Source organism: Thermosinus carboxydivorans Nor1, assembly GCF_000169155.1.
Lineage (GTDB): Bacteria > Bacillota > Negativicutes > Sporomusales > Thermosinaceae > Thermosinus > Thermosinus carboxydivorans.
The window spans coordinates 42,947-55,663 of sequence record NZ_AAWL01000005.1; the positions used below are offsets into that span (position 1 = coordinate 42,947).

Here is a 12,717-nt window from a genome sequence, read left to right on the forward strand (position 1 = left end):
GGCCGGTCATGCTGGGGCGGTGTTGGAGGTTTTCAATGGCTAAAAAGCGGCAGACCTTTCACCCTGTGACTTGGTAATACTTCGCTCTGCCGCAGCTTTTTCCTGCAAAGACGGGGCGGCAGGCAGGAATGCAGGAAGAAAAGTGGAAATTAGTTACCAAACGCTGTAAGGAGGTTTTGCGATGCGTCCCATTGGTTTGGTTGATGGCCGGTTGGTCGACTTAAATGAAAATGTTGTGTCGATGGAAGACCGTGGTTACCAGTTTGGCGATGGCATTTACGAAGTAACCAGGGTTTATAACGGTCGCTGCTTTGCCCTCAAGCAACACATGGACAGGGCGTACCGGTCGCTGCGTGAACTGCGGATACCGGCTACGTATACTTTTGATGAGTTGAAAAGTTTTCATGAATTACTGATTAAAGAAAGCGGAATTACCGAGGGCGCTATTTATATGCAAATTACTCGCGGGGTAGCGCCGCGAGCGCACGGATTTCCGGAAAATGTCGTGCCGCGCCTGACAATGTCCATTCGTCCCGCCGCGGCGAATACCGCTCTTAAGGAAGGAGGGGCCAAGGGCTTATTTGTCCCTGACGAGCGCTGGCTGCGCTGTGATATTAAATCTATCAACCTGCTGGGCAATATCCTGGGGAAACAACGAGCGAAAGAGGCGGGTTGTTTTGAAGGGCTTCAAGTAAGGGGCGAATATGTTACTGAAGGCACAAGTAGCAACTTTTTTGTTATTAAGGACGACGTGCTCTGGACCCACCCGGCTCATCCCGTTTCCAATCTCATTCTGAAAGGCATAACCAGGACGATTATTATCGAAGAAATTCTCCCTTCCCTTGGCTTGACTGTAGTGGAGAAGCCCTTTACGCCTGCTTTTGCCAAGAGTGCTGATGAGGCTTTTATCAGCGGTACTAACTCCGAAATAATTCCCATTATCAGCTTGGACGGCGCGCCGGTGGGCAGCGGTCAAGTTGGTCCCATCACCCGTAAAATACAAGCAGCGTACGAAGCGATTATCGACCGGGAGTGTGGTCGTAAATAACAGTTACTAAATTTTTAAGCAGTAGGGGCTAATCCTGCTGCTTTGTTATTTTAGCTGAAGTTTATCCCATTATTTACTTTTTACGGGTCAAGCCAATGAATGACAAAGTGGCTTGTACCGTCCAGCCGGTGGCAAGACTAATATTTGAATGTAATGGAAGCTGAGTTAATAACAGTCTGATAATTTTGAAATATTAATTTATTTAATATATTTACAATATTTACCAAATAAATGGGTTTATGTGTATGTAGCGAACTATTTATAAACTAAGGGCGTTTGCCGTACGGATTATTGGGGGTTAGGCGAAGTGTTTATGCTACATTTTGCAACGGCGTATGTGGATAGTTGGTGGCCCGGACTAATAATATTAGGGTTGCTGATAGGAGTTGTAACAGGGTTATTTGGGATTGGGGGAGGATTTTTACTGGTTCCAGCGCTCCGCATAATCTTTAATATTCCATATCCGGTCGCTATTGGCAGCAGTATGCTGCACATTATGCTGACAGCAACGTTTTCCGCCTATAAGCACTGGGCGCAGAAAAACATAGATCCGAAATTAGGTATTTTTATGGCAATTGGCAGTTTATTTGGGGCAGAGAGTGGTATTCGCCTGTTACAGGTCATAAGGGCCTGGGGCACAGTTGATATCGTAATATCCCTCTGCTTTTTGGTTCTGATGACATCAGTCGCGGCGTTTATGTTTTATGAAAGCACCCGAGCGGGAATAGAAGAACCAAAAACTGTTTTCGGGGAAATGCTAAAAAACTGTAAACTGCCGCCATTAGTTAGCTTCGCGCGGTCGGATATTGTCTGTATAAGTGCTTGGATACCTATCACGCTTAGCTTTTTTGTGGGTTGTCTTACCGGTTTACTGGGTATTGGCGGCGGGTTTATTAACTTTCCTTTAATGGTCTATTTAATCGGCGTGCCAACCCGCGTAGCAGTAGGGACAGGCACATTTCAAGTTCTTGTGGCAAGTGCTTATTGCGTAGCTCGGAACCTGCAAGAAGGTTTCATTGATTTTCTCCTGGTGTTTTTGATGGTACTAGGTTCTGTAGTTGGCGTAAACTTAGGGGTGAAATTATGCGTGCTCATCAACGTCCGCAACACGCGAAAATATTTTGCTTGTATCTTGTTATTGGCGATTGTGATGATCGTTTACCATTTGCTAAAAGATTACTTGCTTGCTACCTGAGGATGAAGATACAAGGTCAAGAGATTGTTCACGCAAAAAGCATTTTTGGCCATATAAAAAAGGTCAGTCTGCTCTAAAGCAGATTGACCAACAAAATCTATTAACTCAAATCAACATCTTTAGCGTACTTTTTGAAGTCGTCGATCACTGATTTTATAAACGTTTTTACGGCATGACAGCAATGCTTGATACGGTTTATCCACGGGCCTAAATATGGGAGTCCTAGTTTTTTTTCGGGAGTAATATGCTTGGAACCCTGAGGATCATCGTGGCGCGGCATTGTTGATCCCCTCCCTGTAAGGTTTTATTTCCGTGCCGGGGTATGCGTACCAGAGCTAGTATGTTCTATTTGGCGCCGTATTATTTTCGTTTTCCGAATAATATTTCATGATTAACAATTAATACAATATATGGAAATAAATTCAAGTTTAGTTATATAATAAAGTTAATAGGCATCGTCCGTCAAGGTTTTATAAAGTATTGTAAATGTAAATGGTTATTGAAAGGGGGGGAGCATTATCGTTAATCTGGCCAATATCTTAAGCGTTATCCGTAACGAGATTAACAGCGGAGCGGTCGCGGAACTGGCGCGAGCGGGAGAGCCGGCATCCTATCTGGCAATGGAACCGGCAGAACTGGAAAAGGATTTTGAGGGCCTCACCAAAGCAGTGATAGACGCGGTGCGAGACAATTCATTTTCGCACCTCAAGTCCTTCCTGAGCTGGTTGTGCAAGCTCCGCCTGGAGCAAGGCGTCAGACTATCGGACATTATGACCGTATTCGATTTATACGAGAATTCGCTGAAAGACGCGATGTCGCTTTACCTTCAGGAAGACCTGGTCACGTTGAACCGCATGCGGCGGGAAATTGACGCCTTGCTGGACAAGGCAAGGGTATATGTTTCAGAGTATTTTTTTGTGTTATATGAGGAAACTGTTTTTAAACAATTTGAGCAACTACGTGTTATCAATGAAATTTCCGCACGTCTGGTTTCATCATTGAAGTTGGATCAGGTGCTCGGCTTTATCATGACTAATGCATTGCGATTGTTTAAAGCAAGTTGTGGCAGTATTTCGCTGGTAAACAGTAGTAGCGATTTTGTCACGCAGATTTCCCACGGTTGGCTTCATGCAAGTTCGCCGAAGCTCATCGATCAATGCGCGTATTCTGTTCCGGACATTATCATTGCTTCCGCCCGCGAGAGCATGATAGAGTGCCTGCAACACGTCATTGAGGCAGAGGGTTTATGCAAACTTATCTTGCTCAAATTACGCAGCAAGAAGCGGGTCATTGGGCTTTTGGCCATTGGCCTGAGCGATGACCGGAAGTTTACTGATACTGATAAACAGGTTCTTTTTACTTTCGCCAATCATGCCGCTATCGCGGTACACAATGCCCAGCTTTATGCTGACACCGATCAGAAGCTACAAAAACGCATTTATGAGGCAACCGTCCTGCTGGAACAAAATCGGGCGTTGTTACATTCAATCCGCGAAGGAGTAATTGCCATTGATAATCGCGGTTATATTACGCTGGTCAATCGGGAGGCGCAGCGCCGGCTTAATATGACGGAGAACCCGGTAGGGCGACATATCAGCGAGGTTGTTCCGAACACCCGCCTCCTTCACGTCCTTAAAACGCGACAGGCTGAGTATGATCAGGAACATTTGCTTGGCGACAAAGCGGTCATTACTAACCGGATGCCGATTATCGCCAATGGGAAAGTAATTGGCGCCATCGCCACTTTTCGGGACAAAGAGGATGTCAAACAATTGGCAGAAGAACTGATAGGGGTTAAGAATCTGCTGGAGTCCATGCGTGCTCAGGCGCATGAATATATTAACAAATTGCATGCAATATCGGGTTTAATCCAAATGGGCCAGTACGACAAGGTAGTGGAGCTGATAACGCAATTTTACAAGAGCAAACAGGAACTTATCAGCTTTATTGTCGCCCGCATCCGTGACAAAGCCACAGCTGGCTTGCTCCTTGGGAAGGTTAGTCAGGCGCAGGAGAAAGGCGTCGTACTGCGGATTGCTCCTCGGAGCAGGTTGGTGAGGTTACCTGATCATTTTTCCAGCGCGTCAATGGTCACTGTACTGGGTAATCTTATTACGAACGCGATTGAGGCTGTTGCCGGTCAGACTGCTGAACGCCGATGTGTAGAAGTGCGAATATCGCAAGGTAGCAAATTCTTAAGGATTAGTGTTACCGACCGAGGGTGTGGCATTCCCCAAGAGAAACGGCAGCGAATTTTTGAGCGAGGATTTTCCACCAAGCAAGGCAGCCGGGGCATTGGCCTGGCACTAGTGCGAGAGGAGGTAGAGGCAAGCGGTGGTAAAATCATCGTTTACTCCAGGGTCAATGAGGGAAGTCGTTTTGTCGTAACGATTCCGATGTTTCGGGAGATTGAAGCTCGGAGGGAGAGCGAGAAAAATGGAAACATCTATAAGCGTTGTCATTTTGGAAGACGACCCAATGGTACTGGAACTGCACCGGCAATATTTGAGCAAGGTCAAAGGCTTTAACTTAACCGGGTGGGCCCGGGATGGCGAAGAAGGGGTGAATATTATCGCCAAATTGCAGCCGCATTTGGCGATCGTGGACATTTATATGCCCGGAATTAGCGGTCTGGACGTTTTAAAGCATATTCGCCGCCAAGAATGGAATACTGACGTCATCCTGGTGACGGCAGCACATGATACTGATTCCGTGCAACAAGGCATCCAGTATGGGGCTGTTGACTATGTTATTAAACCATTTACCTTTACTCGCTTTAAAAAGGCTTTGGAAACTTACCGGCGCTATTTTTGTAAATTGCGGACCAAGGAACAGCTAATTTCCCAAAAGGACATCGATATGTTGAAAAACAACATTGTTGGCCTGTCTGATAAAAGCATGCTACCCAAAGGTCTGCAGCAAACTACGCTTGATCTTATCGTTGAGTTGCTCCGTCAGAAAAATGGTTATTTTACGGTCAAAGAGATTGCCAGCGCGCTGGGGATATCGCGGGTTACGGTTAAACGGTACCTCAATTATTTGCAGGAAGGTGGCATTCTCAAGGGAATGCTATCTTACGGACCGGTAGGTCGGCCCCTGCAAAAATTCCTGGTAAACAAAGAATTAATTAATAACTGAAAAGAAAGCAAAACAAAACGGTTAGCTAACGGTTGGGATAAAACCAACCGTTTTTTGTTTGTTTTGTACACGGTTAGGTTTTATTTACTCTATTTACTATATTAACCTTATTTTGAAAAATATGGTAATAAGACTTGCCTTCTTTTATAATCAAATTGCAAGAATAAAATCAGTTTTCTAAAAAAGGGGATTGGCGTTTTGGATGCTAAAGAGGTTCTGACTTTTAGAGTAGCTGACGCCATGCCGGAAGATGTAGGCCAGGGGTATGTACGGATTGATAACGACGACATGGCAAAACTCGGCCTAATTATCGGCGATATCGTGGAAATACAAGGTCGAAAAACCACCGTCGCCAAAGTTGTTCCCTGTTACAGCCAGTTCAAAAAACAAAACCTGATTCAGATGGAAGCAATCATCCGCCAAAATGCTGGTGTGGGCATCGACGAGCGGGTTACTATCCGCAAGGTAGCGCACAAAGTGTGTAACACGTTGGTGCTTAGCCCGCTGGATACTACCATTGATTTTAGTGATGCTCAGGACATACGGCATTTGGAGCGGCTATTAAACGGGCTACCCGTGATTATTGGCGACAAGATCAAAGTGACGTTGGCGGGAGCGCGGGCGCAATATTTTACTGTTATCGGTACATCACCGCAGGGACCGGTCGTCATAAATGCTGCAACCAAGATTACTGTGACTAAGCCAGACGTTCAGGAGGATATGAGTTATTGTGCTTCCTATGAGGATGTCGGCGGCTTGGATAAAGAGCTGCAGCGTATCCGGGAAATGATTGAGTTGCCGCTGAAGTACCCGGAAGTATTCCGCCAGCTTGGCGTTGACGCCCCCAAGGGGGTACTCCTTTATGGTCCGCCCGGCACAGGTAAGACGCTGATGGCGCGGGCGGTGGCCAGTGAAAGCCGGGCGACTTTCTTGCACGTCAATGGCCCGGAGATCGTTAACAAATTTTACGGCGAAAGTGAAGCCAGGTTGCGGGAACTGTTCGAGACGGCTCAGCGGCGAGCCCCGTCCATCATATTCATCGACGAAATTGATGCTATTGCCCCTAAACGTTCCGAAGTTATTGGCGACGTGGAAAAGCGGATTGTCGCGCAACTATTGGCGCTGATGGATGGACTTAAGAGCCGGGGCGAAGTTATTGTCATTGGCGCCACCAATGTTCCCGATATGGTGGATCCGGCCCTTAGGCGTCCTGGCCGGTTTGACCGTGAATTGTCAATAAATCCGCCGGACATGACCGGACGGCTTGCTATTCTTAAGATCCACACCCGGTCTATGCGGTTAGATTCTTCAGTAGATTTGGAACGCATTGCCCAGATGACGCACGGTTTTGTCGGCGCGGACCTTGCTATTTTGTGCAAGGAGGCAGGGATGAATGCTATTCGCCGTATTCTGCCGGAGTTAGATCTACGCGCAGAAGGGCTGCCGCCAGAAATCATGGAAAAGTTGCGAGTTACTGCCAATGATTTTCTGCAAGCTTTCCGTGAAGTCGAACCTACTGCTACCCGTGAATTTTTTGCCGACCGTCCGAATATTGGCTGGCAGTATGTTGGCGGGTTGACTGATATCAAAGAAAAATTGCGTTCACTTATCGAATTGCCGCTTACTTATCCGGAACTTTTCCGCCGCACGCGTCAGCGGATGCCCAAGGGCGTATTGCTTACCGGACCGCCGGGCACGGGTAAAACCCTGATCGTGCGGGCGTTGGCCGGTTCTACCGGTGCCCACTTAATCGCCGTGGATGCTTCGACATTGCATTCCCGGTGGCTGGGGGAAGCGGAAAAAGGGTTGCGGCAGATTTTTAAACGGGCAAAACAAGTAGCTCCCTGTATCTTGTTTTTTGATGGTATTGATGCACTGGCGCCGGTGCGCTCCAGCGATGACCGGTCTGGCACTGGACGGTTGGTAAGCCAGCTTTTGCTGGAGTTGGATAACTTAATGGATAATGCCAATGTAATTGTGATTGGCGCAACCAACCGGCCAGATATGCTTGATCCGGCGCTGCTGAGAGCCGGTCGCTTCGACTATCGCATCGAACTGCCCAAACCGAATGTTAGTGAGCGGCTGGAAATATTCAAAATTCATACCGAAGGAGTTATGTTGGCAGCCGATGTGGATTTGTCCATTTTGGCCGAGCAAACCAATGGTCTGGTAGGATCGGATATTGAGGCCATTTGCAAACACGCCACCCTGGCGGCAATCAAGCGCTTTGTCGCCGCCGGACATCAACCGGGCGAGACCGGGCTGGCGGTGCAGGCGGCTGATTTCGCCGAAGCCATACATGAAGTAGCAGGTTATTCAGGGATTTCATTAAGTGGGGGTGATGGGCCAAAAGTAGCGTAGCGCATTTTGCGATTAATTAAATTAATCCAAAGTAACGAAAAAGGAGGAGAAAAAATGACACTGGCAGTTGCTATTGACCCTAAAATGCTGGAAGTCACTGTTTGGACCAGGGGTGTCACGCTTGCTAAAGAGGCCCGTGATACCGTGACATTGCTTGCCAAAGCCGGCAAACTGGAAGGTAAATATGTTCAATCGTTTGACAACTATGTTGATCTTCCTGACCGTATCAATGTTCCGGTAAAAAGCTACGCCCGGTTAAGTCCGGAACCAATTGAAACTTTCTATGAGTATGAGAATCATCGTCCTGATATTGTGGTTCTTGCTGAGGAAACATTAGTTAAAGGCAATGCAATTTTGCAAGGTGCGAAACCGGGATGTATTGTCGTCATTAATACGGCGCGGGATCCCAAATCGCTGGTTAAGTGGATCGCGCCTAAGGAAAATCTCAAAAACGTAAAGGCAGTTGCTTGCATCGATGCAAACGCTTTGGGCGCTGGTATTACCTTGACATTTGATGGTACCGAAGGTTCGGGCGATGATACCAAGATCGGTGCCGGCGTAGGTGCGGCTATTGCCGGCGCAGTGGCCAGAGCTTCGGGCTGTGTCAGCCTAGAGTCCCTGGTAGCAGTTGCTGAGAATAAAGAAGCCGTGAAGAAAGGCTATGAAAGTGTGAAAATTTATAATCTTTAAAGTTGGGCTTCGGTTTGGTTTAGCAGATATTCTAAGGAGGTGCAAATATGTCCAAGGTTTATAAACAAGTGCCGTTTGCGGCGATAGTACCTTCCCCGAAGACAGAAAATGAAAGCATGGTAACAGGAAACTGGCGTTACCTCCGTCCGGTACTGGATAAGGGGTTGTGCACGGAATGCAAAACATGCTGGATTTTCTGTCCGGATGCCTGCGTCAACTATAGCGCCGATGAGGGGATTAGCTTTAACCTGAAGTATTGCAAAGGCTGCGGTATCTGCAGCAACGTTTGCCCTGTCGGGGCGATCAGTAGAGTGCCGGAACTGGATTTTGATGAGTAAGGAGTGAAGAAGATGCCGATCAAGAAAAGAGGTACAGGTTTGACCGCAGTTGCTGATGCTTGGCAACTCGCCGATATTGATGTTACTGCGTCTTATCCGATTAGACCGTATACGGCAGTAATGGCTGAAGTGGCAAAACGTATCGCTAACGGGCAAATGAAGTGCGAAATGGTTCACGGCGAAGGCGAACATGCTCAGTTTAGCATCGCGCATGGCGCATCGATGGCAGGTGCGCGTGCTACCACTGGTTCTTCGGGCGTTGGCGTAACCTATGCTTTTGAAACATATTCCCCGATTGCGGGCGGAAGATGCCCAATTCAAGCACTCATTGCCGACCGTACGCTTGACCCCCCTGGCGACTTCGGTTCTGAGCATACCGACTGCTTAACCCTGCGGGATAATGGCTGGATCTATGGTTGGGCGCAAGACGCGCAAGAGGCATTAGACAACAGCCTTATGTATTTCCGCATCGGCGAAGATCCGGAAATCATGCTTCCGCAGATTGTTGCGATGGACGGTTACTTTGTCACTCATATCACTCAAGAGTATGAAATGCCTGACCAAGAGCAAGTTGACAAATTCTTGCCGCCATTTAAGCCCCAGTTTCGTCTTGATGTGAACAATCCGGTTATCATGGGTCCGCAGATTGAGCCGGAAATGGGACCGCCGCTTGAGTGGGATCGGGCCGTTGTTATGCAAAAAGTTAAAGAAAAAATCGTTCAAGTAACGGAAGAGTTTGCCCAGATTTTCGGTCGCAGATACGCGCCATTTGTTGAAGAATACATGACTGAAGATGCTGACATGGTGTTCCTTCTCCAGGGTGCTCATGCGGTTACTTGTCGCAGTGCCATCAAGTATCTCCGTCAAGCCGGGTATAAAGTTGGGATGTGCCGACTGCGCTGGTTCCGCCCGTTCCCCGATGATGCCCTGAAACAAATTCTGCCGAAGTTTAAAGTTGTTGGCGTAATTGATACCAATACTTCGTACGGTGCGGCTGGCGGCGGCGGAGTTCTGCTCGTGGAAACTCGGGCGTCCGTGTCCGAACTTAAGAATAAGCCGCTAATTCAAGGGTTTACCTCCGGCCTGGGCGGCGAAACCATTACTCACGAAGAATTCTTCAAGATGGCCGAAATGATGAAGATGACGCTCGAAGCTGGGGAGATTATCCAGGATTCGACTTGGGTCAACTTTAACGATTACAACCAAGGTTCAGCCGAAATTAATGCCGCTAAAAAAGAAGTGGCTCCGTCCAAAAAGTAACAAAGGAGGAACAGACAATGGCAGTAGCCGAAACTATAAAGTCAATCGCTCAGGCGCCTGCAGAGGAGTATTATCTCCCCGGACATCGGACCTGTGCAGGCTGCGGTCCGGCCCTTGCGTATCGCCTTATTGCCAAGGCGGCAGGTAAAAACACCATATTTATTGGGCCAACCGGCTGTATGTATGTTGCCAATACCAGTTATGCTTGTGGCCCTTGGGCCGTTCCTTGGACGCACGCGCAAATCACCAACGGGGGCGCCGTGGCCTCCGGGATTGAAGCAGCGTTCAAAATGATGATCAAAAAAGGTAAAATTAAGGACGAATTCCCCAATATCATCGTTATGGCCGGTGACGGTGGCGCCATTGACATTGGCCTGCAAGCGGCTTCGGCGATGATGTATCGCGGACATGATGTTCTGTTTATTATGTATGATAACGAGTCTTATGCCAATACCGGCATTCAGACTTCGCCTTCCACTCCATACGGGGCGACGACCATGTTTACTCCGGCCGGGCCGGAGATTCCTGAGGCGAAGAAATTCTTCCCCAAAGATCCGATGGCAATCTTCTGCGGCGGCGGTCATCCCGAAGTTAAGTACGGCGCTACCGCATCGGTAGCTTATCCGGTCGACCTGATGAACAAAGTCCGTAAAGGGCTTGCTTATGAGGGGCCAGCATTCCTGCATGTGCAATGCCCGTGTCCAAAAGGCTGGACCTTCCCGGCTGATAAGACCGTTGAAATCGGCAAGCTGGCTGTAGAAACCGGTATGTGGTTCATTTATGAAATCGAGAATGGCGTGAAGAAGTTTAATATTATGCCGAAGAAGCTCAAGCCGGTTGAAGAATACCTGCAAGCACAAGGACGCTTCAGTCACCTCCAGCCGGAGCATGTCGCCAAGTTGCAGGAATGGGTTAATGCCAAAGCCCAGTTCCTTGGCGCCGAAGTGACGTTGCCGCCCGTCAAGTAATAGCCACTTGAGAGCTCCTGGTTCCTGAGGTTATGAACAAAAGGAACCAGGGGCTTCCTCTTGTCTGAGCGGTTACAATCAGCAAGGCTAAATGGGAGGAGACCAATTTATGGATAAAGGTGTAGTTTTAACCTTTGCCAATTGGCTGCTAGCTTTCCTGCCCATCTTTGTACTGCTAATGACGATACTGTTATTCAAATGGGGTGCGCCTAAATCGGGGGCGATATCCTGGTTCGTAGCGGTTATTATCGGCATCTTCGCGTTTGGAGCGGATACGCGGCTGCTTGCGCTTGCAAATAGCAAAGGTCTGAGTTTATCGCTTTATGTATTGCTAATTATCTGGGGCGCCGTTTTTCTCTATAATATGGTAGAAAAGATTGGTGCAGTAAAGGTAATTGGCGATACCATGACTAAGATTACGGAAGACAGACTGCTGCAGTGTTTGTTAATGGCTTGGTGTTTTGCATCTTTCATGCAGGGCATCGCCGGTTTCGGGGTGCCGGTAGCGGTGGTTGCACCGATCATGGTGGTGATGGGGTTTTCGCCAGCGGTAGCGGCAGCAACCTGCCTGGTTGGGCACTCGTGGTCTATTTCATTTGGCTCAATGGGATCGTCCTATTATACCATTCAGCTGGTTACTAAAATTCCGGGCGAAATCATTGGTCCATGGATGGCGGTACTGTTTACCGTGCCGATTTTTGCCACCGGTTTCGCCGTGGCCCATATCTATGGTGGTTTATCTGCAGTAAAACGCGGTGCTCCAGCTATCATCGTTACTAGCGTGGTCATGGCATTTATGTGTTGGTTGATGAACCGCATCGGGGCTGCGCAATTAGCTACGCTGATACCAGCCTTGTGCGGATGTGGCACCATTGCTGCTATGGCTCGCACCGGCTTTTACCGGAGCGATTTAACGGTGGAGGAACTGGCTCACCAGAACGCACCAAAGTCGATGGGTTTTCACCTTGCCTTTGCGCCGTATTATATCCTCATCCTGCTGTCCATTTTGTCGCAAATAAAGGACATCGCAAAAATATTTGCGCCATATACCTGGGGGCTGGACTATCCGGCAATCCAGACTGCGTTCGGCTTTGTGGTGAAGGCGGAAAAAATGTATTCGCGTATCAATGTTTTGACGCACCCGGCGCCGTTATTGTTAGCGGCCGCTATTCTTGGCTATTTGGTATTTAAGTCTGCAGGAAAATGGAAACCAGGTGCGGCCATTGATGCGCTAAAAAGCACCTTTACCCAGTGTGTACCGACCAGTATTGGGATTATTACCATGGTTATGATGGCGCTGATTATGAACGATACCGGTATGACCAACTTGCTGGCTCAAGGTATGGCCAAGGCTACCGGCATATTGTTCCCCATCTTTTCGCCTTTCATTGGTGTTCTGGGGGCATTTTTGACAGGGAGCAATACTAACTCTAACGTAATGTTTGGCGCTTTGCAGGTGGAAACTGCCAAAGTTTTGGGCATTAGTACCGTGATTATGGCGGCCGTTCAGTCGGTGGGGGGATCGGTGGGGTGTTCGATTGCTCCGTCGAAGGTGCTTATCGGTACTGCTACGGTCGGACTTGACGGCCGTGAAAGCGAGGTTATGTACCGGACCATTCCATACTGTGCGGTAATAGCACTGCTTGTCGGCATTAATGCATGGCTGTTTGCCTACGTATTCTTTAGGAGCCTGCCTTAGGCGCAAAGGAGGAAAGGGGT

General features: G+C 48.2%; 11 protein-coding genes. 10 read left to right on the top strand and 1 reads right to left on the bottom strand.

The window, feature by feature from the left end; translation table 11 throughout:
- Window positions 1-181: 181 nt before the first annotated feature.
- A complete protein-coding gene (gene dat, locus TCARDRAFT_RS05145) occupies window positions 182-1,048 on the top strand; it encodes a D-amino-acid transaminase (protein ID WP_007288955.1) in 867 nt (288 codons plus the stop codon).
- Between the two features lie 313 nt (window positions 1,049-1,361).
- Window positions 1,362-2,243: a sulfite exporter TauE/SafE family protein gene (locus TCARDRAFT_RS05150; protein WP_040683079.1), complete on the top strand. Its 882-nt coding sequence runs from the start codon at window positions 1,362-1,364 to the stop codon at window positions 2,241-2,243.
- Window positions 2,244-2,343: 100 nt separating this feature from the next.
- Here TCARDRAFT_RS05150 and TCARDRAFT_RS05155 read toward each other — a convergent pair whose 3' ends face one another.
- Window positions 2,344-2,523, bottom strand: a complete 180-nt coding sequence (locus TCARDRAFT_RS05155; protein WP_040683080.1) for a hypothetical protein — start codon at window positions 2,521-2,523, stop codon at window positions 2,344-2,346.
- A 340-nt stretch (window positions 2,524-2,863) separates the two neighbouring features.
- Between TCARDRAFT_RS05155 and TCARDRAFT_RS05160 the strand changes: the two genes are divergently transcribed.
- The 8 genes from TCARDRAFT_RS05160 to TCARDRAFT_RS05195 all read left to right on the top strand — a co-directional run bounded on the left by TCARDRAFT_RS05160 (window position 2,864) and on the right by TCARDRAFT_RS05195 (window position 12,697).
- Window positions 2,864-4,771, top strand: a complete 1,908-nt coding sequence (locus TCARDRAFT_RS05160) for an ATP-binding protein (RefSeq protein WP_007288957.1) — start codon at window positions 2,864-2,866, stop codon at window positions 4,769-4,771.
- Window positions 4,680-5,381, top strand: a complete 702-nt coding sequence (locus TCARDRAFT_RS05165) for a response regulator (RefSeq protein ID WP_007288958.1) — start codon at window positions 4,680-4,682, stop codon at window positions 5,379-5,381. Before TCARDRAFT_RS05160 ends, TCARDRAFT_RS05165 begins: the two co-directional genes overlap by 92 nt.
- Window positions 5,382-5,579: 198 nt before the next feature.
- Window positions 5,580-7,742 (top strand): CDC48 family AAA ATPase, encoded by a 2,163-nt coding sequence (locus TCARDRAFT_RS05170; RefSeq protein WP_007288959.1) that lies wholly within the window; start codon window positions 5,580-5,582, stop codon window positions 7,740-7,742.
- A gap of 54 nt (window positions 7,743-7,796) precedes the next feature.
- Window positions 7,797-8,432 (top strand): oxalate oxidoreductase subunit delta, encoded by a 636-nt coding sequence (locus tag TCARDRAFT_RS05175; RefSeq protein WP_007288960.1) that lies wholly within the window; start codon window positions 7,797-7,799, stop codon window positions 8,430-8,432.
- A gap of 47 nt (window positions 8,433-8,479) precedes the next feature.
- Window positions 8,480-8,770 carry a 4Fe-4S binding protein gene (locus tag TCARDRAFT_RS05180; protein ID WP_007289063.1) on the top strand — a complete coding sequence of 97 codons (291 nt, stop codon included), beginning with the start codon at window positions 8,480-8,482 and terminating at the stop codon, window positions 8,768-8,770.
- 12 nt (window positions 8,771-8,782) lie between these two features.
- A complete protein-coding gene (locus TCARDRAFT_RS05185) occupies window positions 8,783-10,030 on the top strand; it encodes an oxalate oxidoreductase subunit alpha (RefSeq protein WP_007288961.1) in 1,248 nt (415 codons plus the stop codon).
- Window positions 10,031-10,047: 17 nt separating this feature from the next.
- Window positions 10,048-10,998 (top strand): oxalate oxidoreductase subunit beta, encoded by a 951-nt coding sequence (locus TCARDRAFT_RS05190; RefSeq protein ID WP_007288962.1) that lies wholly within the window; start codon window positions 10,048-10,050, stop codon window positions 10,996-10,998.
- 109 nt (window positions 10,999-11,107) lie between these two features.
- Window positions 11,108-12,697, top strand: a complete 1,590-nt coding sequence (locus tag TCARDRAFT_RS05195; protein WP_007288963.1) for an L-lactate permease — start codon at window positions 11,108-11,110, stop codon at window positions 12,695-12,697.
- Window positions 12,698-12,717 lie beyond the last annotated feature (20 nt).